This window comes from Microbacterium paulum (genome assembly GCF_015707995.1).
GTDB classification, from domain to species: domain Bacteria; phylum Actinomycetota; class Actinomycetes; order Actinomycetales; family Microbacteriaceae; genus Microbacterium; species Microbacterium paulum.
Genome location: NZ_JAAGRY010000024.1, coordinates 15,924 through 42,122, shown reverse-complemented (window position 1 = coordinate 42,122; position 26,199 = coordinate 15,924). Strand labels below are relative to the sequence as shown.

At 70.0% G+C, this 26,199-nt stretch carries 21 protein-coding genes; 9 read left to right on the top strand and 12 right to left on the bottom strand.

The window, feature by feature from the left end; translation table 11 throughout:
- Nucleotides 1-35 precede the first annotated feature (35 nt).
- The gene (locus tag G3N18_RS07590; protein WP_196383693.1) at nucleotides 36-1,097 is read right to left on the bottom strand and encodes a cell division protein PerM; all 1,062 of its coding nucleotides are present in this window, start codon (nucleotides 1,095-1,097) and stop codon (nucleotides 36-38) included.
- Nucleotides 1,098-1,198: 101 nt separating this feature from the next.
- On the opposite strand from G3N18_RS07590, the gene G3N18_RS07585 reads away from it, so the two are divergent.
- Nucleotides 1,199-2,656 (top strand): NCS2 family permease, encoded by a 1,458-nt coding sequence (locus G3N18_RS07585; protein WP_196383692.1) that lies wholly within the window; start codon nucleotides 1,199-1,201, stop codon nucleotides 2,654-2,656.
- Between the two features lie 3 nt (nucleotides 2,657-2,659).
- On the opposite strand, the gene G3N18_RS07580 is transcribed toward G3N18_RS07585, so the two are convergent.
- From G3N18_RS07580 to G3N18_RS07565, 4 genes are read right to left on the bottom strand one after another with little or no spacing between them, the layout of a single operon-like run.
- The gene (locus tag G3N18_RS07580) at nucleotides 2,660-3,634 is read right to left on the bottom strand and encodes a glycoside hydrolase family 43 protein (protein ID WP_196383691.1); all 975 of its coding nucleotides are present in this window, start codon (nucleotides 3,632-3,634) and stop codon (nucleotides 2,660-2,662) included.
- A complete protein-coding gene (locus tag G3N18_RS07575) occupies nucleotides 3,631-4,464 on the bottom strand; it encodes a carbohydrate ABC transporter permease (RefSeq protein WP_196383690.1) in 834 nt (277 codons plus the stop codon). The genes G3N18_RS07580 and G3N18_RS07575 overlap by 4 nt, the downstream gene beginning before the upstream one ends.
- Nucleotides 4,461-5,438: a carbohydrate ABC transporter permease gene (locus G3N18_RS07570; RefSeq protein ID WP_196383689.1), complete on the bottom strand. Its 978-nt coding sequence runs from the start codon at nucleotides 5,436-5,438 to the stop codon at nucleotides 4,461-4,463. The genes G3N18_RS07575 and G3N18_RS07570 overlap by 4 nt, the downstream gene beginning before the upstream one ends.
- A complete protein-coding gene (locus G3N18_RS07565) occupies nucleotides 5,428-6,729 on the bottom strand; it encodes an ABC transporter substrate-binding protein (RefSeq protein ID WP_196383688.1) in 1,302 nt (433 codons plus the stop codon). Before G3N18_RS07565 ends, G3N18_RS07570 begins: the two co-directional genes overlap by 11 nt.
- Nucleotides 6,730-6,899: 170 nt before the next feature.
- On the opposite strand from G3N18_RS07565, the gene G3N18_RS07560 reads away from it, so the two are divergent.
- Nucleotides 6,900-7,907: a LacI family DNA-binding transcriptional regulator gene (locus tag G3N18_RS07560; protein WP_196383687.1), complete on the top strand. Its 1,008-nt coding sequence runs from the start codon at nucleotides 6,900-6,902 to the stop codon at nucleotides 7,905-7,907.
- Nucleotides 7,908-7,956: 49 nt separating this feature from the next.
- Here G3N18_RS07560 and G3N18_RS07555 read toward each other — a convergent pair whose 3' ends face one another.
- A complete protein-coding gene (locus G3N18_RS07555) occupies nucleotides 7,957-9,933 on the bottom strand; it encodes a family 43 glycosylhydrolase (RefSeq protein ID WP_196383686.1) in 1,977 nt (658 codons plus the stop codon).
- A gap of 429 nt (nucleotides 9,934-10,362) precedes the next feature.
- Between G3N18_RS07555 and G3N18_RS07550 the strand changes: the two genes are divergently transcribed.
- Entirely contained in the window at nucleotides 10,363-11,946 is a 1,584-nt protein-coding gene (locus G3N18_RS07550) for a glycoside hydrolase family 2 protein (protein ID WP_476703406.1), read from the top strand.
- Between the two features lie 81 nt (nucleotides 11,947-12,027).
- Here G3N18_RS07550 and sucD read toward each other — a convergent pair whose 3' ends face one another.
- Together sucD and sucC are read right to left on the bottom strand one after the other, a co-directional pair.
- The gene (sucD, locus tag G3N18_RS07545) at nucleotides 12,028-12,930 is read right to left on the bottom strand and encodes a succinate--CoA ligase subunit alpha (RefSeq protein ID WP_196383685.1); all 903 of its coding nucleotides are present in this window, start codon (nucleotides 12,928-12,930) and stop codon (nucleotides 12,028-12,030) included.
- 33 nt (nucleotides 12,931-12,963) lie between these two features.
- Entirely contained in the window at nucleotides 12,964-14,130 is a 1,167-nt protein-coding gene (sucC, locus tag G3N18_RS07540) for an ADP-forming succinate--CoA ligase subunit beta (RefSeq protein ID WP_196383684.1), read from the bottom strand.
- A 163-nt stretch (nucleotides 14,131-14,293) separates the two neighbouring features.
- On the opposite strand from sucC, the gene G3N18_RS07535 reads away from it, so the two are divergent.
- The 3 genes from G3N18_RS07535 (at nucleotide 14,294) to G3N18_RS07525 (ending at nucleotide 17,487) form a co-directional block, all read left to right on the top strand.
- Complete coding sequence (locus G3N18_RS07535) at nucleotides 14,294-14,968, top strand: TetR/AcrR family transcriptional regulator (protein ID WP_196383683.1); 675 nt, start codon at nucleotides 14,294-14,296, stop codon at nucleotides 14,966-14,968.
- Between the two features lie 135 nt (nucleotides 14,969-15,103).
- On the top strand, nucleotides 15,104-16,273 hold the full coding sequence (locus tag G3N18_RS07530; RefSeq protein ID WP_196383682.1) for a phosphotransferase family protein: 1,170 nt from the start codon (nucleotides 15,104-15,106) through the stop codon (nucleotides 16,271-16,273).
- Nucleotides 16,273-17,487: an acyl-CoA dehydrogenase family protein gene (locus G3N18_RS07525; RefSeq protein ID WP_196383681.1), complete on the top strand. Its 1,215-nt coding sequence runs from the start codon at nucleotides 16,273-16,275 to the stop codon at nucleotides 17,485-17,487. The genes G3N18_RS07530 and G3N18_RS07525 overlap by 1 nt, the downstream gene beginning before the upstream one ends.
- 31 nt (nucleotides 17,488-17,518) lie before the next feature.
- Here G3N18_RS07525 and G3N18_RS07520 read toward each other — a convergent pair whose 3' ends face one another.
- The 3 genes from G3N18_RS07520 to G3N18_RS07510 all read right to left on the bottom strand — a co-directional run bounded on the left by G3N18_RS07520 (nucleotide 17,519) and on the right by G3N18_RS07510 (nucleotide 20,788).
- Nucleotides 17,519-18,106, bottom strand: coding sequence for a TetR/AcrR family transcriptional regulator (locus G3N18_RS07520; RefSeq protein ID WP_196383680.1), 588 nt, complete (start codon nucleotides 18,104-18,106; stop codon nucleotides 17,519-17,521).
- Nucleotides 18,107-18,144: 38 nt separating this feature from the next.
- Nucleotides 18,145-18,900 carry an SDR family oxidoreductase gene (locus G3N18_RS07515; protein WP_196383679.1) on the bottom strand — a complete coding sequence of 252 codons (756 nt, stop codon included), beginning with the start codon at nucleotides 18,898-18,900 and terminating at the stop codon, nucleotides 18,145-18,147.
- A 160-nt stretch (nucleotides 18,901-19,060) separates the two neighbouring features.
- The gene (locus G3N18_RS07510; protein ID WP_196383678.1) at nucleotides 19,061-20,788 is read right to left on the bottom strand and encodes an acyl-CoA dehydrogenase family protein; all 1,728 of its coding nucleotides are present in this window, start codon (nucleotides 20,786-20,788) and stop codon (nucleotides 19,061-19,063) included.
- A 163-nt stretch (nucleotides 20,789-20,951) separates the two neighbouring features.
- Here G3N18_RS07510 and G3N18_RS07505 point away from each other — a divergent pair, with 163 nt between their 5' ends.
- The 3 genes from G3N18_RS07505 to G3N18_RS07495 all read left to right on the top strand — a co-directional run bounded on the left by G3N18_RS07505 (nucleotide 20,952) and on the right by G3N18_RS07495 (nucleotide 25,018).
- Nucleotides 20,952-22,022: an ATP-dependent DNA ligase gene (locus tag G3N18_RS07505; protein ID WP_196383677.1), complete on the top strand. Its 1,071-nt coding sequence runs from the start codon at nucleotides 20,952-20,954 to the stop codon at nucleotides 22,020-22,022.
- 361 nt (nucleotides 22,023-22,383) lie between these two features.
- Complete coding sequence (locus tag G3N18_RS07500) at nucleotides 22,384-23,733, top strand: threonine/serine exporter family protein (protein ID WP_230403982.1); 1,350 nt, start codon at nucleotides 22,384-22,386, stop codon at nucleotides 23,731-23,733.
- Between the two features lie 70 nt (nucleotides 23,734-23,803).
- Nucleotides 23,804-25,018: an AI-2E family transporter gene (locus G3N18_RS07495; protein ID WP_196383676.1), complete on the top strand. Its 1,215-nt coding sequence runs from the start codon at nucleotides 23,804-23,806 to the stop codon at nucleotides 25,016-25,018.
- A 14-nt stretch (nucleotides 25,019-25,032) separates the two neighbouring features.
- On the opposite strand, the gene ligD is transcribed toward G3N18_RS07495, so the two are convergent.
- A complete protein-coding gene (gene ligD, locus G3N18_RS07490; RefSeq protein WP_196383675.1) occupies nucleotides 25,033-26,064 on the bottom strand; it encodes a non-homologous end-joining DNA ligase in 1,032 nt (343 codons plus the stop codon).
- Nucleotides 26,065-26,199 lie beyond the last annotated feature (135 nt).

Genomic DNA, 26,199 nt, shown 5'->3' with positions numbered 1-26,199 from the left:
ACGCTCTTCCGATCTCCCACCATCGATCCCGCCCTCTACCGCGACCGCGACCTCGTGCCGATCCGGCGCGCGCTGATCTCGGTCAGCGACAAGACCGACGTGCTGCCGCTCGCGCAGGCGCGGTGCAGGCGGCCGCGCGCGGCGGCGCCGGCGACGAAGCCGACCGCGACGATGAGCAGCACGCTCACGAGCATCCACGGTGTCGCGGTCTCGGGCACGATGCCGAGTGCGGGCACGCCGGGGAGGACCCCGACGTTCGTGCCCGCCGGCGAGACGGCGGTGCCGGTGCCGAGCGCGAAGCCGGGACCGGCCACGAACGCCCCGCCCCAGACAATCAGTGTCGGGAGGTATGCGAGCTGTGCGAGGGCGAGCAGCGCGCCGCCGGCGACGTCGACGTGGGATGCCTCGAACAGCGCGATCACCTGGCCGCCGCGCAGCACCGTCGCCACAGCGACGATCAGCGCGCCCGCGCCCACGAAGCCCGCGACGGCGATGCCGATGCCGCGCGCGGCGGCCTCGGGCACACCGGCCCATCGCGGGTCGCGCTCGGCGCGCAGACGCACCGCGTCGACGAGACCGTCGTCGCCGTTCCGCCACGCCCCGACGAGCGCCCCGGCGAGGGCGGGCACCGCGAACACGGCGGTCGGGAGGAGGAGTGCCTGCCAGCCGTAGACCGCCGCGACGGGGTTGCCCGAGCTGCGCCACAGCAGCCACGCGATCACCGCCATGACGACCGCGCCCGTCACCACCCCGACGACCCACGCGCCGGCGCGCGCCGCGCGCGCCCCCGAACGGGCGGCGAACACGGCGGTGAAGACGGTGAAGGCGAGCGGCGCCAGCGACAGCCAGAAGGTCGCCGCGTCGGCGGGGATGCCGACTGCGTTCAGGTACTCCGGCGGGAGGGTGATGCGCAGCGGCACCAGCTGGCCGAGCTGCCACAGCCGCACCGACGTCGGCCAGAGCGACGCCCAATCGGCCCCGCCGCCGAGCCCGAACACCCACAGCACGGTGAGCGGGGCGAGGGTGGCCGCGACACCGACAGCCGCCGCGACCAGGGCGTCGACGGCGGCCAGGAGAGAGACGAGAAGGCGATTCATGCGCGTTCGACCCTACCCAGCCGAGCAGAGCGCGCCGTGCGGGCGCGCGGCGGGGGACGGAGAGCGCCCCGGCATCCACTAGCGTTTTCGCTGGAGGAATCATGTCTGAATCGCGCCCGCAGGCGACCCGCACCACCGAACCGGCGCCGGTGGGCGCCCTCGACCGCTTCTTCGAGATCACGAGGCGCGGCTCGACCGTGGGCACCGAGGTGCGCGGCGGCCTCGTCACCTTCGTGACGATGGCCTACATCGTGGTGCTGAACCCGATCATCCTGTCGGGCAAGGAGGACATCGCCGGCAACACCCTCGCGTTCGGCGCCGTCGGCGCGGTGACCGCGCTGACCGCGGGCGTCATGACGATCCTGTTCGGACTCGTCACGCGGCTGCCGTTCGGCTTCGCTGCGGGCCTCGGCATCAACGCGTTCCTCGCGTTCAGCGTCATCCACGAGGTCACCTGGCCCGAGGCGATGGCCCTCGTCGTCATCAACGGTGTGATCATCGTGCTGCTCGCGGCGACCGGTCTGCGCAAGATGATCTTCGACGCGGTGCCCGTGCAGCTGAAGCTCGCGATCACCGTCGGCATCGGCCTGTTCATCGCGTTCATCGGGTTCATCAACTCCGGATTCGTCACCGCGACGGGCTCGAACTCGCCGCCCGTCGGCCTCGGCATCGGCGGCTCCGTGGCATCCGTGCCCACCCTGCTGTTCGTCATCACGCTGATCCTCACCTCGGTGCTCGTCGCGCTGAAGGTCAAGGGCGGGATGCTCATCGGCCTGATCGTCGGCACCGTGCTCGCCGTGATCGCCGAGGCGATCTGGCACCTCGGCTCGGCCGTCGACCACCCGGGCGGGTGGGGACTCACGATCCCGGCGCTCACCGGATCGCCGGTGAGCGTGCCCGACCTCAGCCTCGTCGGCGCCGTCGACTTCTCGTTCGATTTCGCCAAGGTCGGCTTCGTCACGCTGCTCATGCTCGTGTTCACCCTCGTCTTCTCGAACTTCTTCGACGCGATGGGCACGATGACCGGTCTCGCCAAGGAGGCGGGGCTCGCCGACGAGAAGGGCGACTTCCCGCGCATCAAGTCCGCGCTGATCGTCGAGGGTGTCGGCGCGATCGCCGGTGGCGCGACCTCGTCGTCGTCGAACACGGTGTTCATCGAGTCGGGCGCCGGCATCGGCGAGGGTGCGCGCACGGGCCTCGCGAACGTCGTCACGGGTCTCGTGTTCCTCCTCGCGATGTTCTTCACCCCGCTCACCTCGATCGTGCCGACCGAGGTCGCCGCGGCGGCGCTCGTGATCGTCGGAGCGATGATGATGGCGCAGATCAAGAACATCGACCTCACCGACTTCCGCGTGCTCATGCCGGTGTTCCTCACGATCACCGTCATGCCCATGACCTACTCGATCGCGAACGGCATCGGCGCGGGCTTCGTCAGCTGGGTGCTGCTGCACGCGTTCTCCGGCCGCGCGAAGACCATCAGCCCGCTGCTGTGGATCGTCGCCGCCGGGTTCGTGATCTTCTTCGCCCGCGGCCCCATCGAAGCGCTGCTGGGCGCCTGAGCGTCACTCCCCCACACGGGGGATGCCGTCGACCCATTCGATCGGACGCGTGACGAGACCCCGGTACATGTACAGCTCGTCCCACGAGTGGAAAACGAGCGTGTCGGCGTCACCGCGGCTCACGACGTCCTGCCCGCCGGGCCCGCGCAGCTCGCCCGCGCTGCGGAGGATCGGTTCGTCGAGCTTCTCGTAGGGTCCCTCGATGCTCTCGGCCGTGGCGGCTCCCACCGCGTAGAAGTCGCCGCCGTAGTCGTTGGCGGAGTAAAGCAGAACGTAGCGGCCGTCGCGGTGCACGAGCGTCGGGGCTTCCACGAGCGCGCCCTCCCAGTCGAGGGTCTGCCGGAGGAGGCGGATCGGCGCGCCGGTCAGTGACAGGCCGTCCGCAGACAGTGCGGCCATCTCGATCCAGGTGTCCTGCGCACAGCAGTTCCCGTCGGTCTTCCAGAGCAGGTAGCGCGTGCCGTCGAGGTCATCGAACGTCGACGCGTCGATCGCGCCGCCCTCCTCGACGGGACAGACGAGTGGCTCGTCGGACGCGGGAACGAAGTCGTCGTCGATCGTGGCGGCCGTTGCGACCCCGATGCACTGCCGGCCCGACGCGGTGTCCTGCGCCGTCACGTACATGACGTACCCCGACCCGGGCTCTGAGGCGGCGACTACCTCCGGTGCCCACGTACGGCCGGGTGAGGCCCAGCCGGGAAGTCGTGGCAGGACATCGCGGTTCTCGACCGTCCACTCCACGAGGTCCGCCGAGTGCGCGACCCGGAGGTTGAGACCGGGTCCGCCCGTCGCGAATGCGGCGAAGCCCTCTCCGTCGAGGGCGACGACATCGGGATCAGGGAAGTCGGCGTCGATCGCGAACACCGACGGTGCGACGGGGGTCGACGGTGCCGGAGGCTCGTCTCCCCCGTCAGCCGCACAGCCGACCAGGAGCAGGACGGCGACGGTCGACGCGAGGGCCGATAGCCGGCGGGTCATCCCTTGACCGCCGCTCCGGCGACGGAGTCGACGATCTGCCGCTGCGCGAACGCGAAGAGCACCAGCACCGGGACCGAGGCGATCACAGCTCCCGCCATCACGATGCCGAAGTGCGTCCGGTAGGCGCCCTGCAGCATGGCGAGGCCCGGCTGGAGGGTCATGTTCTCGGGCGAGAGCAGCACGTACACGGGCCAGAGGAAGTCGTTCCAGTTCCCGAGGAACGACAGCACCGCCAGCGTCGCCAGCGCCGGCTTCGCCAGCGGCAGGGCGACTTGGAGGAAGATCCGGAACTCGCCCGCTCCGTCGATCCGGGCCGCTTCCTCGACTTCCACGGGGAGACCCACGAAGAACTGCCGGAGGAAGAAGACACCGAACGCGCTGGCCGCCCCGGGCACGGTGATCGCAAGGATGCTGTCGAGCCAGCCGAAGTTCTCGACGATGAGGTAGTTGGGAATGAGGAAGACGACGGGCGGCACAAGCAGAGTGGCGATGATCAGACCAAAGATGATGCGCTTGCCGGCGAAGTCGAGACGGGCGAGCGCGTAGGCGGCCATCGAGGCGGTGACGAGGATCAGGACCGTCTGCAGTGTCGCCGCCGCGAAGCTGTTCCACAGCCAGAGGAAGATCGGCTGCTGACCGCTGAGAAGCAGTTGCTGGTATGCCTCGAGGGAGAACGGGTCGGGAAGCGCGTACGGATTGCGCACGGCATCGGCATCCGTCTTGAACGACGTCAACAGCATCCACGCGAGCGGGAAGATGACCACGAGCGCGAGAGCGCCGAGGATGGCGTAGAGCACCGCACGGGATGCCACACGGCGGGAGGCGGTCATGAGGAGACCCTCTCTGCGCGCTCGCGCTGCAGACGGAAGTTGATGACACTCACGATGGCCAGGATGGCGAAGAGGATGTAGCTCATCGCGGCCGCCGGAGCCATGTTGTTCTGCGACAGACCCTGGTCGGCGATGTACATGATGGCGGTGCGGGTGGCCGTGCCGGGCCCGCCGTTGGTGAGCAGGTAGGACTGGCCGAACATGTTCGCGGAGGCCAACACTGTGGTCGTCGTGATGAAGAGCATGACCGGGCGCAGACCCGGCAGGGTGACGCTGAAGAACGCACGGACCGGTCCTGCGCCGTCGAGGGCGGCCGCTTCGTACAGGTCTCCGTTGATCCCCTTCAGACCCGCCAGGAAGATGACCGTGTTCAGGCCCGCGGTCCACCACACGGTGACGCCGACGAGCGAGACCCACACCCACGGCGTGTCGACGACCCAGGGGATGTCGTCGGGCAGGCCGACCAGGCCCAGCAGATGGTTGAGGATGCCGGACTGCGTGTCGAAGATGTACATCCACACCACACCGACGATGGCGACGCCCAGAACGTACGGGGCGAAGAACAGCGTGCGGAAGAAGGTCGCACCACCCAGCTTCTGGTTCAGCAGCAGCGCGATCAGCAGCGGCAGCACCACCAGGAGCGGCACGCTGGCGACGACAAAGATTCCGGTGGCCCTCATCGACTCCCAGAAATCCGCGGAGGTCGTGCTGCCAGGTGTGAACAGGTTGAGGTAGTTCTGCACCCCCACGAAGTTCTGCTCGTCGCGGAAGGGGCTCCAGTCGGTGAGGCTGATCCACGCGCCGAAGATCGCCGGGGCGATGACGAAGGTGCCGAACAGGGCGAGGAACGGCGCGAGGAACACGTAGGCGATGAGAGTGCGGCGCGTGCGACCGGACACACCCCGGCCGCCCGGCCGGGCGCCGCGGGGGCGCTCGACCGGGACGGCCGTCGTGAGAGCGATGTCAGCCGCCATACTTCGACGTGTTCTGCTCGATGATGGCGTCGGCCTTGGCCTTGGCGTCGTCGAGGGCGGCCTGCGGCGACTTCTTGCCGGTCAGCGCCTCGTTGATCGCTGTCGTGATGAGCGCGTTCGCCTCGTTGATGCCGGGCGAGACCGTCTCGTAGCGGGCGTACTCGAGCTCTTCCATGAACGGCTCCAGGTTCGGGTAGCTCGACAGCAGCTCGGGGTCTTCGCGCACCGTGTTGGCGGCGGGTAGTTCGCCCGTCTCCGCCCAGCCGAGCGAGTTGTCGTTCATCCACTTCACGAAAGTCGCCGCGGCGGCGGTCTTGTCGGCATCCTGACCCTTGTTGGACGGGAACACCCAGTGGGTCGAGCTCGACCAGACGGCCTTCTCGGTTCCGATCTGCGGCACCGGTGCCGCCGCCCAATCGAGGTCGCCGAACGCGGAGTTGGTGGTCTGCCACACGCCGTTCCAGTTGAACGCCGTGTCGCCGGCCAGGAGAGCCTTGATGTTGCCATCCTGCGCGACGTTGGCGGGGCTGTAGCCCTTGTCGACGAGGTCGGTCATCCAGGTGAGCGCCTGGACGCCGGCCTCGGAGTTGAACGTGGCTTCGGAGACGTCGTCGTTGTAGAGCTCGCCACCGAATTGCCAGAGCAGGCTCTGGAACTCGAAGGTGCCGGTGAAGACATAGCCGTCGACCCACTCGCCCTTCACGCCCGCGCCTTTGAGCGCCTCGAGGGCGGCGAGGTACCCGTCTTTGTCGGTGGGGATCTCGGTGATGTCCGCCTTGGCGAGCACCTCTTTGTTCACGAACAGTCCGAGTGGGGTGACACTCCACGGGACGGCATACTGCGCGTCGTCGTAGTTGCCCTTGTCGAACACCCCTGCGGGGAAGTCGTCGGCGCTGTAGCCCAGATTGGACACGATGTCGTCGGCGGGGATCAGGAGCTTCTGCGCTGCATAGGTGGCCAGGTCGTCACCGTGGAGCACGGCAACGTCGGGACCCTTACCCGCCTTGATCGCGAGCGGCATCTTGGCGTTGATGTCGGCCCACTCCTGCGGGACGTTCTTCACCGCGATGTTGTCGTGCTCGGCGTTGAACTGGTCGATGAGCTTGGGCACGATCGTCGGCGCCGCGCCACCGGTCCAGCCGTGCCAGAAGGTGATCTCGACCTTCGGCCCGTTGTACTCCCCGCCGGATACCCCCTGCTCGGCCGGGCCCGATCCGGCGCAGCCGGCGAGCGCGAGGGCGACCGAGGCGGCAAGACCCGCCGCGAGTCCGCGCGCGATTGCCTTCTTCATGTGATTGCTCTCCTTTGAGTTGGTGCCCAGTTCGACCAGGGCGCTGTGGATCACGTGAGCCCGAATGTACAGCGCTAGAAAATCGGTGTCAAGGGCCCGAAGCGTCGAAGTCGGACGCTGTACGACCCAGGCGGTAGGGTGGGGGCGCCGGATCGACGGAGGAGCCAAGGATGCGCGGACCCCGATTGCAGGATGTCGCCGAGCGGGCGGGCGTGTCGATGAAGACCGTTTCGAACGTCGTACGCGACTACCCCCACGTCTCGCCGCAGATGCGTGCACGCGTGCAGCAGGCGATCGACGAGCTGGGCTACCGCCCCAACGTCGTCGCCCGGCGACTGGCCACAGGTCGCACGGGGTTCATCGCCCTCGCCTTCGCCGACGTCGCCATCCCCTACTTCGCCGAGCTGTCGCGCGCGACCTCCCGAGCCGCAGCGGTCTTCGAGTATCGGGTTCTGCTGGAGGAGACCGACGCCACGCTCGAGGGCGAGCGCGCACTCATGGCCAGTTCGGAGGCGGGTCTGATCGACGGGATGATCTTCCAGCCGAGCGCGATGTCGTCAGCCGAGATCGCCCGGCATCGCATCGACATCCCGATCGTCTTGCTGGGCGAGACGCCCGCGCCGCTGACGATCGACCGCGTCATGATCGACAACGTCGCCGCAGCGCGAGAGATCACGCAGCATCTGATCGCCAGCGGTCGGCGTCGCATCGGCTTCGTCGGGCATGAGGCGTCGTCTCTCACCGAGACCTCCCGTCAGCGTCTCCTCGGCTATCAGGAGGCCCTGCAGGAAGCCGGAATCGCCGCCGACCCGGCGCGGCTCGTGGCCTCCGGCGCGGTCGCGGCAGCCGAGGCGGTGGATGCCGTCCGCGAGGCCCTGGACGGCGGCCTCGATGTCGACGCACTCGTCTGCCGCGACGACCTCGCCGCGATCGGCACACTGCGCGCTCTCCAAGAGCGCGGCATCCGCGTGCCCGAGGACGTCGCCGTCACCGGATGGGACGACACGCGCCTGAGCGCCGTGACCTTCCCGTCGCTGACGACGGTGAGCCCCGACATCGACACCATCGTCTCGCGGGCGCTCGCGCTGCTTGACGAGCGCATCAGGGGGTACGACGGTGTGGGGCGACACGAGATCGCCCCCCACCGGATCGTCGTCCGCGAGAGCGCCCCCGCCTGACGCGCGCTTTACAGCGCTGCATCCGACGGGGGCGCCCCGCCGTCGGCGCTCAGCGGCTCACCGTGACCTCCACTGGGCGGCTCACCGTGGCCCCTGCCGCGTTGCGGAACTCGACCTCGTAGCGGTGCACCCCGGGCGCGACACCCTCGACCGTCAGCCTCGCGCGTTGCGCCGACTGTGTCGCCGCAGTCAGCGTGCCCTCGCCGAGAACGACTTCTCCTTCGCGGAAGACGTATGACGTCGCGTTCGTCCCCCACCACAGGTCGGCGGTCAGCGTGAACGCGCCGTCGCGATCGTGGTTGTCGTGGCTCAGCACAGGACGGGCGGGAGCGGCATCAGTCACCGACACCCGCAACGGAGAGACGGCGGTGACCCCGCGAGAGTTCACGAGCTCGCCGGTGTACACATACTCACCGTCGACGCGGCCCCGGATGTCGACCGTAGCCCGCTGCGCGGCGGGGCTCGCCGGATCGAGGCGCGTCGACGCAACCAGCACACCGTCCTCGTACAGGCGGAACACGCTCGCATTCTGCCCCCACCACAGGTCCATCGTGATCGTGTAGTCCCCGTCTCGCAGCCCCGTGTCCCATCCGTTGTCAGAGGACAGCACGCCCGTGGCCGGAGCCGCCGTCGCGCCGTCGTCGATCGGGCGCGCGTCGACCCGGATCAGGTCGAGCTCGGCATACCCGACGCCCTTCGACAGACGCACGGTGTTCTCTCCGGCGCGCAGGTCGAGATCGAGACCGGCGAAGATCCAGTTGTCCCAGCCGTTGCTCGGCAGTTCTACGGACCCGGCGGAGGCTCCGTTGACGGACACGCGATGCGTACTCGTCGATCCAGTGCCGCTGGAGTACCGCACGTCGACGCCGTAGAGGCCGTCAGCGGGTGCCGTGACCGTGAACTCCACCCAGCTGTCATCGAAGTCGATGTAGCCCACCTTCCTGTGCCCGGACGCTCCAGGCACCGACACGTCGACGACGCGCGCGCGGTGCACCTCGGCATCCTCCGCCTCGTATGTTCGCTGGGGAACGGTCGTGTCACCCGAGGGCATCGGGACCGTCTCATAGGTGGACACCGGTGACCCGAAAACGGGCGAGCCGCCATCCCAGGTGAAGCGCTGGGCACGGATGGTCCGCCCGTCCCACCCTCGGTCCTTCACGGTGCTCGCGTGGTAGACGATCCAGTCCTCCGTTCCGTCGGGCGACGTCGTGAAGGTGTGATGGCCGGGCCCCCATGCCGTGTCGCGCTTGGCGAACACGCACCCGTCGGACTTCTCCCACGACGCTGGGTCGAGCACGTCGCCGCCGCGCGCCGTCAGCGTGCCGAGGCAGTAGTCCTCGGTCCAGCTGCCGCTGGCCGAGTAGACGAGCGTCGTCACCCCGCCGCGCTCGAGTACCTCGGGACCTTCCTGGATCGGCAGAGCCACCCGCTCCCAGGGCTCGGTGGGCTCGGACAAGCGCACCCGCTCGCCGCTGATCGTGAGGGGGTCGCTCATGGGGGCGATGTAGAGGCTCTGGCCCTCGTCGACCATCCCCTCCCATCCCGACCAGAGGAAGTATAGAGAGCCGTCGTGCTGCATGACGGTCGCGTCGATCGCCCACCGATCGGTGGGAGCTGCGATCTTCACCGGGTCCGACCACTCCCCCTGCGGATCGTCGGTGAGGGCCCGAATGCCGTACATGCGGTGGTTCGCGTTCGCGCCGTCATCGGCGGCGAAGTAGATGTACCACTCGCCGTCGATCAGCAGGATCTCGGGCGCCCAGACGTTGCAGCACAACGGGCCCTCGGCGTCCGGTTCCCACACGCGGGTCACGACGCCGTCGGTCATCGCGGCGAGACTCGTCGACTCTCGTACCCAGACGCCGTCGGCGTCGGAGCTCACGGAGTAGTAGCGGTCGCCCTGACGCACGATCGACGGATCCGCGCCCTTCAGGACCGGATTGTAGAAGTCGGCAGGCGGGACATCGGCGGCGGACGCGACGGTCATTCCGGCCGATGCCGCGCCGACGGCGAGGAGCAGCGCCACCAGGGCTGCTCCGAGTCGAGATCGTAGGGGAGAACGGTTCATGGGTTCCTCTCGTGCCCGCATCGTCGCGGGTCCGCCGAATCTACAGCGCAGCAAAGCAAGCGTCAACGGCTTTCGAACGCTCGTTCCACTCGGTTTACAGCGCTGGACTTTTGGGGCATGCTGGACGACATGATCGACGACGACCGTGAAGCGACGGCGAGCCCGCCGTCCCCCGACGGGACCCACCCTCGCCCTCAGTTGACCCGCCCGCAGTGGACAGACCTCTCGGGATCGTGGCGCTTCACGTTCGATGACGCGGACGAAGGACTCGCCGCCGGCTGGCATCGCCCTCATCCCAATGCGGAATCACCCTTCGACCGCGAGATCCGTGTACCGTTTCCGCCCGAGTCCCCCGCGTCGGGCATCGGGGATACGGCGCATCACCGTGTGAGCTGGTACTCGCGGTCTTTCGGCGGCGCCGACCTCGATGCCGCCGGTTTCGGCACCGGGTGGGGCACCGGGTGGGGCACCGGGCGGCGCTTGCACCTCCACTTCGGTGCCGTCGACTACCGCTGCCACGTGTGGGTCGACGGACAGCAGGTGGGAGACCACGAGGGCGGCCACACTCCGTTCGGCTTCGACATCACTGATGCGCTGGCCGACACCGAACGGCACACGATCGTCGTCCGAGTGGAGGACGATCCGCATGACATCGGACAACCCCGCGGCAAGCAGGACTGGCGCGAGCAGCCCCACGTGATCTGGTACCACCGCACGAGCGGCATCTGGCAGCCCGTCTGGCTCGAGGCCACTCCGACGGTGGCCACGACGGCGGTGCGGTGGAACCCCGACCCGCGCCGCGGTGTCGTGGCCGTCGACCTCGAGCTCTCGCGAGCCCCGGAGAGCCCCACCCGGGTTCGGATCGACCTGTCGTTCGACGGGCGTCCGCTCGGAAGCGTGGAGACCGACGTGGTCCACGACGAGGTCGCCCTGGCCGTGCCCGTCGCCGACCTTCTCAACGGCCAGGCATACGAAGAGCTCCTGTGGTCACCCGAGCATCCGCGTCTGGTCGACGCGACCATCACGGTGGGCGAGGACGTCGCCCGCTCCTACCTCGGCATCCGCACCGCGCACGTCGAGCGGCGACGCTTCTTCCTCAACGACCGGCCGTACTACGTGCGCTCGGTGCTCAATCAGGGGTACTGGCCGGAGACCCACCTTGCGGCGCCGTCGCCGGATGCGCTCCGAGACGAGGTGCAGCTCATCAAGGATCTCGGCTTCAATGCCGCACGGGTGCACCAGAAGTTCGAGGATCCGCGTTTCCTGTACTGGGCCGACCGCCTCGGGCTGCTCGTGTGGGGCGAGGCGCCGGCGAGCTTCACCTTCTCGCCCACCACGGTCGCGCGCACAGTGCGCGAGTGGCTCGATATCGTCCGACGCGACTATTCGCATCCATCGATCGTCACCTGGGTGCCGCTGAACGAGAGCTGGGGCGTGCAGCATATCGCGCATGACTCCCGCATGCGCGCGTTCGCGCGCGCGCTCGTCGCCCTCACGAAAGCGTTGGATGCGACCCGTCCCGTCGTATCCAACGATGGCTGGGAGCAGGTCGACACCGACATCGTCGCCATTCACGACTACGACGCCGATCCCGCGCGCGTCGCCGCGCGGTACGAGACCCACGACGACATCGCGCGACTGCTCGAGGGGGTCGGACCGGCCGGTCGGGTGCTGATCCTCGAGGGCGACGTGTCGCAGGCACCGGTGATGCTCACCGAGTTCGGCGGCATTTCCTTCGACGGCGAGGCAGAGCCGGATGCCTGGGGATACTCGTCGGCCGCGTCCGCTGACGACTTCGACGAGCGGCTGCACGGTCTCATGCGAGCCGTGCACGCCAGCCGGGCTCTTGCAGGGTTCTGCTACACGCAGCTGACCGACACACTGCAGGAGACCAACGGTCTCCTGCGCCCCGATCGCACCCCGAAGCTTCCGTTGGAGCGTCTGCGGGCAATCATGACCGGCACCGCCTGACACCGCCACCGAACGCGAAACCGCCCGTATGTCACGCTGTGGAGGCCCACAGCGTGCATACGGGCGGTTTCGCGTTGTCGGCTAGAGCGCTTCGACGATCTCGCGCATGAGGGCCGCGGTCTCGGACGGCGTCTTGCCGACCTTCACACCGGCCGCCTCGAGCGCTTCCTTCTTGGCCTGCGCGGTGCCCGCAGAGCCCGAGACGATCGCACCGGCGTGGCCCATCGTCTTGCCCTCGGGGGCGGTGAAGCCGGCGACGTAGCCGACGACGGGCTTCGTCACGTGCGCCTTGATGTACTCGGCCGCGCGCTCCTCGGCGTCGCCGCCGATCTCGCCGATCATGACGATCGCCTTCGTGTCGGGGTCGGCCTCGAACGCCTCGAGCGCGTCGATGTGCGTCGTGCCGATGATCGGGTCGCCGCCGATGCCGATCGCGGTCGAGAAGCCGAGGTCGCGCAGCTCGAACATCATCTGGTAGGTCAGCGTGCCCGACTTCGAGACGAGACCGATCGGGCCCTTGCCGGTGATGTTCGCGGGCGTGATGCCCACGAGCGCCTCGCCGGGGGTGATGATGCCGGGGCAGTTCGGGCCGATGATGCGGGTCTTGTTGCCCTTCGAGGTCGCATACGCCCACGCCTCCGCCGTGTCGCCGACGGGAACGCCCTCGGTGATGACGACGAGGAGCGGAATGTCCGTGTCGATGGCCTCGATCATCGCGTCCTTCGTGAACGCCGGCGGCACGAAGGCGATCGACACGTCGGCGCCGGTCGCCTCGATCGCCTCGGCGACCGAGGCGAAGACGGGCAGGTCGACGGCGTTGCCGTCCTTATCGGTGTGCGAGACGGTGGTGCCCGCCTTGCGCGCGTTGACGCCGCCGACGACGTTCGTGCCCGCCTTCAGCATGAGCGCCGTGTGCTTGGTGCCCTCGCCGCCGGTGATGCCCTGGACGATGACCTTGGAGTCCTTGTTGAGATAGATCGACATAGTCCTAGTTCCTTGAAATCCGGATGCCGCAGATCAGGCGTTCGCCAGCTCGGCGGCCTTGTCGGCGCCGGCGTCCATCGTGTCGGCGAGGGTGACGAGGGGGTTGTTCGCCGCGGCGAGGATCGCGCGGCCCTCCTCGACCTGGTTGCCGTCGAGGCGCACGACGAGGGGCTTCGTGGCGGTGTCGCCGAGGATCTCGAGGGCCTTGACGATGCCCTCCGCGACCGCGACGCACGAGGTGATGCCGCCGAAGACGTTGACGAACACGCTCTTGACCTGCTCGTCCCCGAGGATGACGTCGAGGCCCGCGGCCATGACCGTGGCCGAGGCGCCGCCGCCGATGTCGAGGAAGTTGGCGGGCTTGACGCCGCCGTGGTTCTCGCCGGCGTAGGCGACGACATCGAGGGTCGACATGACCAGGCCCGCGCCGTTGCCGATGATGCCGACCTGGCCGTCGAGCTTGACGTAGTTGAGGCCGGATGCCTTCGCCTTCGCCTCGAGCGGGTCGGCGGCGTCCTTGTCATCGAGCAGCTCGTGCTCGGGGTGACGCACCTCGGTGGCGTTGTCGTCGAGGGTGACCTTGCCGTCGAGGGCGATGATGTTGCCCGAGGCATCCTGGATCAGCGGGTTCACCTCGACGAGGGTCGCCCCCTCGCCGGTGTAGACGTTGTAGAGCTTGACGAACACGTCGGCGACCTTGGGCGCCAGCTCGTCGTCGAAGCCACCGGCCTTGGCGATCTCGAGCGCCTTGGCGGCGTCGATGCCGGTGAGCGGGTTCACCTCGATCTTGGCGAGGGCCTCGGGGCGCTCGTCGGCGAGCTCTTCGATCTCCATGCCGCCCTCGACGCTCGCGAGCGAGAGGTACGAGCGGTTCGACCGGTCGAGCAGCACCGAGAAGTAGAACTCCTTCTCGATCTGCGCACCGGCGGCGACCATGACGCGCTTGACGACGTGGCCCTTGATGTCGAGACCGAGGATCGCCTTGGCCGCCTCGTAAGCGTCTTCGGGGGTCTTCGCGACCTTGACGCCGCCGGCCTTGCCGCGGCCACCGGTCTTGACCTGGGCCTTCACGACGACGACACCGCCGAGCTTCTCGGCTGCCGCCTTCGCCTCCTCAGGGGTGTCGGCGATGATGCCGGCGAGCACCGGCACCTCGTACTTCTCGAACAGGTCACGTGCCTGGTATTCGTAGAGATCCACGCGCAATCCTCCGCTGGGCGTCTGTGGGGTGTCGGTGCCGAAAAAAATCTCGATATCGAGATATTCGACCGATCCCCCAGCCTAATACGTGCACCTGTGTGTCTCGGACCGCCTGTGCGTGGCTCGGACGGCTGCGACGCCGGATGACTAAGCTTTCAGCACCATGTCCGAGCCCGCGCCCACCTCCGCCCGCAACGCCGTCGTCTCGGCGGCCCTCGACCTCTTCGTCGCCCAAGGCTTCGAATCGACCTCGGTCGAGCAGATCGCGCAGGCCGCGGGGGTCTCCCGCTCGACCTTCTTCCGCCAGTTCGGCGGCAAAGACGACGTCGTCTTCAGCGACCACGACGTGCTGCTCGCGCAGTTGCGCGACTTCCTCGCCGACGCGCGCCGCGACCCGCAGGAGAACCCGTGGGCGGCCGCCGCCGCGGCATCCGTCGAGGTGTTCCGCCACTTCGCCTCCGACCCCGAACTGGCCCGCCGCCGGTACGCGGTCGTGCGGCAGGTGCCCGCGCTGCGCGAGCGCGAGATCGTCACGGTGTTCCAGTACGAGCGACTCTTCGACGACTACCTGCGCGAGGCGCTGCCCGGTCTCGACCCGATCGACGCCGTCGCCTTCGCGGCGGCCGTGACCGCCGTGCACAACCATGTGCTCCGCCGCCTGCTGCGCGGCGCAGAAGTGCCCGAGCACGTGCTCACCGATGCCTACGACCGCCTCATGCACCGCTTCGGCGTGCACCCGGAGGGCGAGCAGAGCCGGGGCGACGACGTCGTGGTCGCGACCTTCCCGCGGCGCATGCCCATCGCCGAGATGGCGCGTCGCCTCCGCGACGAGCTGTAAACACACGCCGCTCCCGCCCGCCCCGCCGGCCGCGCGCCGCCCCGGCGCGGCGCTCTTTCGCACCCACCCGTTCATACCGACCGTCCGGTATGCTCTGACTCGAGGCGCCATCGTCGGCGCCGGAAAGAGTCGCCGATGACCGCTCCCCGCGCCGAGGCCGCCGCCTCTGCATCCGTCACGACCGCCGCATCCGACAGCGCACCTGACACGAACAGGCTGGGCGCGAACCCGCCCGGCCTGAACGTGCCCGGTCTGCAGCGGTGGCTCGCCGCCGCGCACCCCGAGCTCGTCGTGGCGGGTCAGAGCCTGACCGCGACGGTCATCGCCGGCGGCCGCAGCAACCTCACCTACGCCGTCGACGGGGCGACCCGCCCGCTCATCGTGCGCCGGCCTCCGCTCGGCCACGTGCTCTCGAGCGCCCACGACATGCGGCGCGAGCACCGTGTGATCTCGGCCCTGGCGACGAGCCCCGTGCCGGTGCCGGTCGCCGTCGACCTCGTTGACGACACCGAGGCCGGCGAGGTCACCGGCACGCTCTTCTTCGTCATGGAGCGGTCGCCGGGCCGCGTGCTCTCCCGCCCTGCGCACAACGCGGGCTTCACCCCCGCGGCACTCTCGGGGCTCAGCCTCGACCTCGCCCGGCACCTCGCCGACCTGCACAGCGTCGATCCGCGAGCGGTCGGGCTCGACGACTTCGGCCGGCCCGACGGCTTTCTGGCGCGGCAGCTCACGACGTGGCGACGGCAGTTGGATGCCTCGCGCTCGCGCGAGACCCCCGAGCTCGACCGACTGCAGGCGGCGCTCGAGGCCGACGTGCCCGAGACGGTGCGCACCTCGATCGTGCACGGCGACTACCGGCTCGACAACGCCCTGGTGGTCGGCGCGGGCGACCAGGCGCACGTCTCGGCGATCCTCGACTGGGAGATGGCGACGCTCGGCGACCCCCTCGTCGACGTCGGCATGTTCGCGATGTATTGGGAGATCGCGGACCTTCCCGGCGCACTGTCTGCGGCGGTGCCGAGCGCCGTCGACACCGCGGCGGGGTACCCGGGTCTCGACGAGATGGTCGCCGAGTACGCCCGCCACGCCGGCATCGCGGTGCCCGGGCTGCACTGGTATCGCGCGTTCGCCGCGTACAAGCTCGCCGTGATCCTCGAAGGCATCCATTACCGCTTTCAGCAGGGTGGCACGGTCGGCGACGGCTTCGACCAGATGGGCGGACTCGTCGCCCCGCTCGCGCGCGCCGGCCTCGCGAGCCTCGGCAGCGCCCCGCAGCCGACGACCACCGAAAGCGAGACGCGCTGATGGATTTCTCCTTCGACACCACGACCCAGGCCCTGATCTCTCGGGCACGCCGCTTCGTCGACGAGCATGTGCTGCCCGCCGAGCCGGTGTTCGAGCAGCAGCTCGCCGCGACGCCCGACGAGTGGACCGTGCGCCCGATCGTCCGCGACCTGCAGCAGCGCGCCCGCGCCGAGGGCCTGTGGAACCTGTTCCTGCCCGCCGGGCACGGCGACAATGGCGGGGTCGGGCTGACGAACCTGCAGTATGCGCCGGTCGCCGAGATCACCGGCTGGTCGACGCGGCTCGCTCCCCCCGCGTTAAACTGCGCGGCCCCCGACACGGGCAACATGGAGGTGCTCAACGACTTCGGCACCCCCGAGCAGAAGGCGATGTGGCTGCAGCCGCTGTTGGATGCCGAGATCCGCTCGGCCTTCTGCATGACAGAGCCCGACGTCGCCTCGTCGGACGCGACGAACATCGACACCCGCATCCGCCGCGACGGCGACCACTACGTCATCAACGGCCGCAAGTGGTGGTCGACGGGGGCGATGAACCCCGACGCGGCGATCTTCATCGTCATGGGAAAGACCGACCCCGACGCCGAGCGGCACCGCCAGCAGTCGATGATCCTCGTGCCCCGCGACACCCCCGGCGTCGAGGTCGTGCGCCCCCTGACGGTGTTCGGTTACGACGACCGTGACCACGGCGGCCACGCCGAGGTGGTGTTCCGCGACGTGCGGGTGCCCGCGACGAACCTCCTCGCCGGCGAAGGCGACGGCTTCGCGATCGCTCAGGCGAGGCTCGGCCCGGGGCGCATCCACCACTGCATGCGCGCCATCGGCACCGGCGAGCGCGCGCTCGCGCTGATGAGCGAACGCGCCCGCGAGCGCCGCGCGTTCGGGCGCGCCCTGGCCGACCAGGGCGTCGTGCGCGAGTGGATCGCCGAGTCGCGCATCACCCTCGAGGCGCTGCGCCTGCTCGTGCTCAAGACGGCCTGGCTCATGGACAGCGTGGGCAACAAGAAGGCGATGACCGAGATCCAGGCGATCAAGATCGCCGTGCCGCGCGGAGTGCAGCAGATCGTCGACCGGGCGATCCAGCTGCACGGCGGCGCCGGGGTCTCGGGCGACACTCCGCTCGCCGAGATGTATGCCGGCATCCGTTCACTGCGGCTCGCCGACGGGCCCGACGAGGTGCACCTGAACGGTCTCGGCCGGTCGCTGCTGCGCGGGTGAGGCGGCGCGGCGCCGGTGACGCCGGTTCGCGTCAGGGGCGCAGCCCGGCGAGGAACAGGTCGGTCAGCTGCGCGGCGACGAGCTGCTTGCTCTCGGGACCCGAGGGCGAGTACCACTGCGACAAGTAGTGCACGTCGCTGAAGAAGTGCGCGACGATCACCGCGGCGGGCACGTCGGTGCGGTACCGTCCCTCGGCGCGCCCGCGCTCGACGAGCCCGGCGAAGGTGTCGTGGTAGTCGCGGCGGCGCCGCACCACCTCACGCTGGCGCTCGTCGCTGAGCATGTGCGCGGACTGGAAGAACACCGTGCCCTCGCGCATACGGTCGATCGAGGTCTCGACCACGTCGACGCACACGGCGCGCAGCACCGCGTCGACGTCGTCTCCCCGCTCTTGTCCCTCGGCGATGAGAGCGTCGAGGTGGGCCTTCTGCATCGTCAGCAGCTGGTCGTAGATCCCGAAGAGCAGATCGTCTTTCGACGTGAAGTAGTGGTACATCGCGCCCTTGGTCACGCCCGCCGCCGTGACGATCTGCTGCACGCTCGTCTTCGCGTAGCCCTGCGTGGCGAACAGTTCGACGGCCGCGTTCGTGACGTCGTCGACGACATGCGATTGCCTCATGACCCCATCCTCCCTCCCCCGCGGCGGGCGCCCCGACGTCACAGCAGGGGCTTGATACCCGCGCCGCCGTCGATCGCGAGGGTCTGCCCGGTCACCCAGGCGGCGTCGTCAGAGAGCAGGAACGCGACGGGGCCGGCGACGTCGTCGGGCTCGCCGAGGCGTCGGAGCGGATACGCCTGCGCCGCCTGCTCTTCGTGCCCCTCGTACAGGGCGCGCGCGAAGGCGGTCTTGATGACCGCGGGCGCGACGGCGTTGACACGGATGCCCCGTGTCTCGGCGAGCTCGTAGGCGAGCTGCGCCGTGAGGTTGATGACCGCCGCCTTCGACACCCCGTAGAGACCGATGCCCGGGCTCGCGCCGAGCCCCGCCACCGACGCGATGTTGACGATCGAGCGGCGCAGGCCCGCGGCGACCGCGTCGCGCGACCAGGCGAGGGTCGCGAGCACATTGACGTCGAGGATCTTGCGGGCGGCGTCGACATCGAGGTCGGCGAGCGACCCGTACACGGGGTTGATCCCGGTGTTGTTGACGAGGTGGTCGAGGCGGCCGTGCCGCTCGGCGACGTGGGCGAACACCGCGGCGCGGTGGTCTGCGTCGTCGGCTGCGCCGGCGATGCCCGTGGCCGCCTCGCCGAGATCGGCGACCGCGGCCTCGAGCGGCTCGCGCCGCCGGCCGGTGAGCACGACGTGGCCGCCCTCGGCGACGATGCGGCGGGCGATGGCAAGGCCGATGCCCCGGCTCGACCCCGTGACGATCGTCACCGTGTCGGTGAAGCGTGCCGTGGCATCCGTCATGATGACTCCTCGTCGAGTGCAAACCGTCTGGTCGGTATGCACTCTACCAGGCGCAGTCAGGGGTAGCCCGGCCGCACGTCAGGGCGTCGCCGGCGGCAGGTCGATCCGCCGACGCGTCAGCGCGTCAGCGCATCGGCGTCGACAGGCCGGTCCCCGCGCGTCAGCGCGTCTCGCCCGACGCGACCGTCTCGGCGAGCGCGTGCACGCGGGGCAGGTGGTGCGCGCCGTAGAAGTCGGCGAGCGTGCGGCGCGCCTCGTCACCCTCGTGCGCCTCGGTGTGGGCGGCGACCGCGGTGACGGCGAGTCCGTGCATCCATCCGCCCGCGAGCACCCCCAGCAGCGTCAGGTACGGCACGCTGACGGCGTGCGCGTCGCGCAGCGACCCGGCGAACCCGATCAGGTCGGCGGTGGCCCGGCGGGCCGAGGCGACGGCGCGCTCGAGGCGGTCGGCGGTGCGCGCGGCGACCTCTCCCCCCGCCGCGCGAAGGTCGGCGACGGTGCTCTCGATCTGGGTGAAGAGCGCCTCAGCGGTGGCTCCGCCGTTCCGGATCACCTTGCGCCCGATGAGGTCGTTCGACTGGATCGCGGTCGTGCCCTCGTAGATCGGCATGATGCGCGCGTCGCGATAGTGCTGCGCGGCACCGGTCTCTTCGATGAAACCCATGCCGCCGTGCACCTGGATCGCGTCGCTCGTGAGAGCCACTGCGTCTTCGGTCGCCCAGCCCTTGAGGATCGGCACGAAGAACTCGGCGAGCGCGAGGTCGGCCGGGTCGCCCGATGCCTCGGCGCGGTCGAACAGGTCGCCGACGTAGACACCCAGCGCCCGCATCGCGAACACGTCGCTGCGGATCGACAGCAGCAGGCGACGCACATCGGGGTGCTCGGCGATCGGCGCGTCGGCCCCGCGCTCGAGCACGCGACCCTGCATACGATCGGCGGCATATGCCTCGGCCTGCTGCAGCGCACGGTCGGCGATGCCGGTCGCCTGGAAGCCCATGCCGATGCGCGCGGAGTTCATCATGACGAACATGCCGGCCAGTCCCCCGCCGACCTCACCGACGAGGTAGCCGGTGGCGTCTTCGTACGAGAGCACGCAGGTGGGCGACCCGTGGATGCCCAGCTTGTGCTCGATCGCGACGGTCTCGACCCCGTTGCGCTCGCCGAGCGAGCCGTCGGCGTTCACCAGGTACTTCGGCGCCACGAACAGCGACAGCCCCTTCGCACCCTCGGGAGCGTCCGGCGTGCGCGCGAGCACGAGGTGCACGATGTTCTCGGCGACGTCGTGGTCACCCCACGTGATGAAGATCTTCTGGCCCTTGATCGACCACGAGCCGTCGCCGCGCGGCGTCGCGATCGTGCGGATCGCGCCGAGGTCGGTGCCCGCTCCCGGCTCGGTCAGGTTCATCGTGCCGGTCCACTCGCCGCTCACGAGCTTGGTGAGGTACGTCTCGCGGAGTTCGTCCGACGCCGCGGCATCCAGGGCATGGATCTGCCCGGCGCTCAGCAGCCAGCACAGCGCGAAGGCGGCGTTCGAGGCGTTCCAGATCTCGCCGAGCCCGGCGCGGATCGACCCGGGCAGTCCGTCGCCGCCCGCCGACACGGGAGCTTCGGCGGTGACCCAGCCGGCCTCGACGAACGCCGCGTATGCCTCGGCGAACCCGTCCGGCAGGTGCACCTGGCCGCCTTCGAGGCGGGCACCCTCGCGGTCGCCGACCTGCTCGAGGGGAGCGAGCACCGAGGCGGCGAACTCGCCCGCGCCCGCGATGATGTCGACGCCGTCGTCGGCGGTGAGCTCGCCGCCGGTCGCGCGCGCGACGATGTCGGTGCCGAACGCCTCGCCATAGAGGAAGGCGTAGTCGGCGACGGGCGGCTGGTAGTCGGTGGCCATGGCGGGCTCCTCGGTGAGACGGGCCGGGCAGCGCACCCGGGTGAGACTAAAGCCCAGCCTAAATGAAACTGAGTCTCACCGCATCGGCTTCTCTTCTTCGTCCGCAGTCACCGGTCGACTCACCCTCTCCCCCGCCTCGCACAGTCGGGCCAGGATGGATGCCATGGTCTACGAGATCCCCGCGCCGATGCTGGCCAAGGCCGTGCCGGCCATCCCCGACCCGGCGAAGACCCCCGGCGGACTCTCGTTCGAACCCAAGTGGGACGGCTTTCGCGCCCTCGTCTCGTGGGACGGCAGCGAGGTCGTGATCGGATCGCGCGGCGCCAAGCCGCTCACGCGGTATTTCCCCGAGCTGGTGCAGGCCTTCGCGGCGCTGCTGCCCGAGCCGTGTCTGCTCGACGGCGAGATCGTCGTCGCGACGGCCCCCGCGGGCGGCGGTGCCGCGCGACTGTCGTGGGAGGCCCTGTCGCAGCGCATCCACCCCGCCGACTCTCGCGTGCAGCTGCTCAGCCGCACCGACCCCGCCCAGTTCGTCGCCTTCGACCTGCTCGCCCGCGGCGAGCGCGACCTCACACCCGAGCCGTTCGCCGAGCGCCGCGCCCAGCTCGAGGCGGTGCTGCGCGGCATCCGTCTCGCGCCCGGCACTCCGTCGCCGCTGCACCTCACCCGCACGACCACCGACCCGGCACTCGCCGCGGAGTGGCTCGCGCAGTTCGAGGGCGCGGGGCTCGACGGCGTCGTCGCCAAGCCGCTCGCCCAGCCCTACGCCCCGGGCAAGCGCACCATGCTCAAGATCAAGCACGTGCGCACGGCCGACGTGGTGACCCTCGGCGATCGCGTGCACAAAAGCGGCGCGGGGGTCGGGTCGCTGCTCGTCGGCCTCTACGACTCGGATGGCGTGCTGCGTCAGGTGGGCGGTGTCTCGGCGTTCAGCGACGCACGCCGCCTCGCGCTCGTCGACGAGCTCGCCCCGCTCGTCGTGCACGACGACACGGGCGCGGCGGTGCACGGCGACGGCGAGCGCTCGCGGTTCACTCCGGCGGGCAAAGACACGAGTTTCGTGCGGCTGCGGCCGGAACGCGTGCTCGAGGTGCGCTACGACCAGCTCGAGGGCGATCGCTTTCGGCATACCGTGCAGTTCGAGCGCTGGCGCCCCGACCGCGACGCCCGCTCGTGCACGTTCGACCAGCTCGAGACGGTCGCCGCCTACGACCTCGCCGACGTCCTCGACTGACCCCGCCCCCGGCCCCGCGGCGCCCGGCCCGAGGGCCGCGCGTCGCGAACGCCTGCTGCCCGGGGCGCAAAGCACCTCGCGAGCAACGATGCGGCCACACCCGTCACACCCAGCAGGTTTTCAACACCGCCCGCACGCCCGAGCCGGGCGCCCGAGCCGCCCGCAGACGCAGATCGGGCCCGCATCGGCGCCGGACTCCGGCGGCCGGCCATGCGGGCCCGAGGTGCGAAAGCGGGCGGGGCCCGTTCTTTCTGACTCTGACGCTAAACCCGCGCGCAGGCGCGGGGGCCTGCGCCCAGCCGTGAAAAAGCACGGCCCGGTTCGGGTGCGCAGACGGGCGATGCGGTGTCAGGATCAAGACATGTCCGAGCCCGCCGACCCGCCCGCCCAGGGAGAGCCCGCCGACCCGCCCGCCCCCGACGGCGGAACGGGGGGCGGGGTCGCCGAGTGGGCGTTGACCGACGAACTGCGGCTCGAGCCGGTGCACTTCATCGCGCGCACCGACGCGGTGATGCGCCTGGGCGCGCTCATGCTCGGCGCAGGCGCGTCGTCGGCGCGGGTGCGCGACAGCATGGAGCGCGCCGCGCACGCCGTCGGCATCGAGCACCTGCACACGCGCGTGGGCATGACCGACATCGTCGCGACCACGAGCCGCGGGCAGATGTTCCGCACACGGGTCGCCGAGATCCGCCGCCCCGCGATCGACGCCGACCGGCTCACCGCCCTCAAGCGGCTCACCAGCGAGCTTCGACCGGGCACCCCGGCGACCGAGTTGCAGCGCCAGCTCGACGCGATCGAGTCGCGCCCGCGGCGCTACCCCGAGATCGTGCGCGTGCTCGGTGCGGGCCTCGCGTGCGCCGCGTTCGCCCTGCTGAACAACGGCGGCTGGCAAGAGTTCGTCGCCGTCGGCATCGCCGCCGGCGCCGGACAGTTCGTGCGCATGCGCATCGGCCGGCTCCGCACGAACGAGTTCCTCGTGGTGTTCCTCTCGGCCATGACCGCGCTCCTTCTCTACCTCGCCGCGGCGGGGCTGCTCGCGGCGGCGGGCGTGCCGGGCGGCCAGCACGACGCGGCGGTGACGAGCGCCGTGCTCTACCTCGTGCCCGGGTTCCCGCTCGTCACGGGGGCACTCGACCTCGCCCGCCTCGACCTGAACGCGGGTGTGTCGCGGGTCGTCTACGCGACGCTCGTGCTGCTCGCGACGGGAACCGCGGTCTGGGGCATCGGATCGCTCTTCCACGCGACCGTCACCCAGACGGCCACCCCGCTGTTCGACGAGCCGCTGCTGTCGGTCGTGCGCCTGCTCGCCGGATTCGTCGGCGTGCTCGGCTTCGCGGTGCTGTTCGACACCCCCGGCGCCATCGCCCTCACGGCGGCGGCGCTCGGCGCGATCGCGAACGTCGGCCGGTTGGCGATGGTGGATGCCGGGACCACCCCTCCCCTCGCGGCCTCGGCGGCGGCCCTCGTCGTGGGGTTCGGGGCGTTCCTGGTCGGCGACCGGCTGCGCGCGGCGCGCGTGACCCTGACGGTGCCGGCTGTGCTCATCATGGTGCCCGGGGCCGCGGCCTACCGGGCGATCACGGGGGTCATCTCGGGCGACACGCTCTCAGCGATCCAGAACGGCTTCACGGCGGTGTTCGTGGTGGTGGCGCTCGCGATCGGGCTCACCGTGTCGCGCGTGCTCACCGAGCGGGAGTGGTCGCGGCCCTGATCACGACGCTGATCGCGGCGCGCCTGTCAAGGCTTCGCGGCGAGCGGCCCGCGTCCCCTACCGTCGAGGCATGGGACTGTTCCGAGCCTCCGCCCCCACGTCCGTCCAGGTGTCCGATGCCGGCACGCCGCTGCGGGTGACCGCGGCCGCGACCGGTAAACCGTGGAGCCTGTGGGCCGACGGCCTCGGCACGTTCGCGATCCGCGCGCTGCAGATCCTGCTGGCGGTGCTCCTCATCGCGGCGGTCATGATCGGCATCGGTCAGCTGACCGTCGTGGTGATTCCGTTGCTGCTCGCGCTGATCCTGGCATCCGCCTTCGCGCCCGTCATGCGCTGGCTGCGCCGCAAGGGCATGCCGTCGCTGTGGGCGACGATCCTGACGCTGCTCACGATCGTGGTGCTGCTGACGGCGGTGGGCTGGCTGATCGTGAATGCCGTACGCAATCAGTGGGATGACCTGTACGCGCAGGCGCAGGCGGGGTTCCAAGACCTCATGGCGTGGGTGGCGACGCTGCCGATCAGCATCGATCAGTCGCAGATCGACGAGTGGCTCTCAGCGCTCGGCGACTTCGTCACGAGCGCACAGTTCGGTTCGGGCGCGATCGCCGGGGTGAGCGCGGTGGCGAGCTTCATCACGGGGTTCATCCTGATGGTCGTCATCCTGTTCTTCTTCTTGAAGGACGGCCCGCAGATGTGGGCGTTCCTCCTGCGCCCCTTCGAGGGCACGAGCTACGAGCGCGCGATGCGCGTGGGCGACAAGACGGTGACGACCCTGGGCTCGTACGTGCGCGGCACGGCCGCCGTCGCCGCGGTCGACGCCATCGGCATCCTCATCGGTCTGCTCATTCTGCAGGTGCCGCTCGCGTTCCCGCTGGCGGTGCTGACGTTCCTGCTCGCGTTCATCCCGTTCGTGGGTGCGACGCTCGCCGGCACCCTCGCCGCGCTCGTCGCGCTCGTCACGAACGGGTGGGTCGTGGCGCTTCTCGTGGTCGGTGTCGTGGTGCTCGTCAACCAGCTCGAGGGCAACTTCCTGCAGCCCGTGCTGATGGGCCGCTCGATGAAGCTGCACCCCTTCGTCGTGCTGATCGTGCTGACGGCGGGCACGTTCCTCGGCGGCATCGTCGGCGCGGTGCTCGCCGTGCCGCTGACCGCCGTGGCGTGGGGCATCGTGCAGGTGTGGGACGGTCCGACGACGCCCGCCCGCTGGGCGCGCCCCAAGCACCGGGCCGACGAGAAGGCGATGATCGAAGGGCGCGAGCCCGAGTCGCTGCGCCGTCAGCGCTGACCCTGCCGCGGCGGCTACTGGTCGTCGGCCTTCTTGGCGCGGCTCGGCTGCACGCGGGGCGGCTCGCCGGGCATCTTCGGGAACTCGGGCGGGAACGGCAGCTCACCGAGCCCGGCGTCGAGGTCGCGCTGCCACCACTCCAGCAGGGTGTCGATGCGCCCTGGGCGTGCCTGCAGATCGGCCCACGGGTCACCGATCTCGGCGAGACGCTGCGGCACCGTGCGCACGGTGAACGCGGTCGGGTCGACGCCCGCGGCGAGCTCGTCCCACGTGATCGGGGTCGCGACGGTCGCCGCCGCGAGGGCGCGCGGACTGTACGCACCCGCCATCGTGCGGTCGCGGTTGGCCTGATTGAAGTCGATGAAGATGCGGACGCCGCGCTCCTCTTTCCACCAGTTCGTCGTGACGCGGTCGGGCATGCGCCGTTCGAGCTCGCGCCCCGCCGCGATGACGGCGTGTCGCACGTCGAGGAACTCGTGGGTCGGCTCGATCGGGCAGAACACGTGGATGCCACGGTTTCCGCTCGTCTTCAGCCACGCCTCGAGGCCCGCCTCTCGGAGCACGTCACGCAGCGCCGGGGCGACCGCCGCGGCATCCGCGAAGTCTGTGCCGGGTTGGGGATCGAGGTCGATGCGCAGCTCGACGGGGTTGTCGGTGTCGGCCGCGAGCGAGGCCCACGGGTGGAAGACGACCGTATTCATCTGCACCGCCCAGACGATCGCGGCGGCCTCGTCGAGCACGACCTGTGGATGCCGGCGACCGCTGTTGTACGTGCACATCACCTCGTGCACGTAGTCGGGCGCGCCGCGGGGCGGGTTCTTCGAGAAGAAGCTCTCGCCCTCGACCGTGTCGGGGTAGCGCTCGAGCGACACGGGGCGGTGCCCGTTGGCCCGCAGAAACGGCCCGGCCACGGCGATCACGTACTCGGCGAGCTCGTGCTTCGTGATGCCGAGCTCGGGCCAGATCACGCGGTTCGGGCTCGACAGCGACACCTCGCGGTCTCCGCCCGGCCCCGCCACGGTCAGGGTGATGCGCTCCGACGCCATGGGCTCACCTTAGGCGCGTCGCGGGCGCTGCGACAGGGGCCCGTCGGGCGCGAGCGCGGGATGCCAAGTCCGCAGAATGTCGCGTACTCCGCAGGATTCTGGTGGAGGCGTGCGGAGTACGCGAGATCCTGCGGA

Excerpts from the sequence above, each read along its gene's own strand:
- G3N18_RS07580 (WP_196383691.1), bottom strand. The coding sequence starts at position 3,634 with ATGACCCGCCGGCTATCGGCCCTCGCGTCGACCGTCGCCGTCCTGCTC.
- G3N18_RS07515 (WP_196383679.1), bottom strand. The coding sequence starts at position 18,900 with ATGACGGATGCCACGGCACGCTTCACCGACACGGTGACGATCGTCACG.
- G3N18_RS07575 (WP_196383690.1), bottom strand. The coding sequence starts at position 4,464 with ATGACCGCCTCCCGCCGTGTGGCATCCCGTGCGGTGCTCTACGCCATC.
- G3N18_RS07520 (WP_196383680.1), bottom strand. The coding sequence starts at position 18,106 with ATGAGGCAATCGCATGTCGTCGACGACGTCACGAACGCGGCCGTCGAA.
- G3N18_RS07590 (WP_196383693.1), bottom strand. The coding sequence starts at position 1,097 with ATGAATCGCCTTCTCGTCTCTCTCCTGGCCGCCGTCGACGCCCTGGTC.
- G3N18_RS07565 (WP_196383688.1), bottom strand. The coding sequence starts at position 6,729 with ATGAAGAAGGCAATCGCGCGCGGACTCGCGGCGGGTCTTGCCGCCTCG.
- G3N18_RS07525 (WP_196383681.1), top strand. The coding sequence starts at position 16,273 with ATGGATTTCTCCTTCGACACCACGACCCAGGCCCTGATCTCTCGGGCA.
- G3N18_RS07530 (WP_196383682.1), top strand. The coding sequence starts at position 15,104 with ATGACCGCTCCCCGCGCCGAGGCCGCCGCCTCTGCATCCGTCACGACC.
- G3N18_RS07495 (WP_196383676.1), top strand. The coding sequence starts at position 23,804 with ATGGGACTGTTCCGAGCCTCCGCCCCCACGTCCGTCCAGGTGTCCGAT.
- G3N18_RS07535 (WP_196383683.1), top strand. The coding sequence starts at position 14,294 with ATGTCCGAGCCCGCGCCCACCTCCGCCCGCAACGCCGTCGTCTCGGCG.
- G3N18_RS07585 (WP_196383692.1), top strand. The coding sequence starts at position 1,199 with ATGTCTGAATCGCGCCCGCAGGCGACCCGCACCACCGAACCGGCGCCG.
- G3N18_RS07510 (WP_196383678.1), bottom strand. The coding sequence starts at position 20,788 with ATGGCCACCGACTACCAGCCGCCCGTCGCCGACTACGCCTTCCTCTAT.
- G3N18_RS07570 (WP_196383689.1), bottom strand. The coding sequence starts at position 5,438 with ATGGCGGCTGACATCGCTCTCACGACGGCCGTCCCGGTCGAGCGCCCC.
- ligD (WP_196383675.1), bottom strand. The coding sequence starts at position 26,064 with ATGGCGTCGGAGCGCATCACCCTGACCGTGGCGGGGCCGGGCGGAGAC.
- G3N18_RS07500 (WP_230403982.1), top strand. The coding sequence starts at position 22,384 with ATGTCCGAGCCCGCCGACCCGCCCGCCCAGGGAGAGCCCGCCGACCCG.
- sucD (WP_196383685.1), bottom strand. The coding sequence starts at position 12,930 with ATGTCGATCTATCTCAACAAGGACTCCAAGGTCATCGTCCAGGGCATC.
- G3N18_RS07505 (WP_196383677.1), top strand. The coding sequence starts at position 20,952 with ATGGTCTACGAGATCCCCGCGCCGATGCTGGCCAAGGCCGTGCCGGCC.
- G3N18_RS07560 (WP_196383687.1), top strand. The coding sequence starts at position 6,900 with ATGCGCGGACCCCGATTGCAGGATGTCGCCGAGCGGGCGGGCGTGTCG.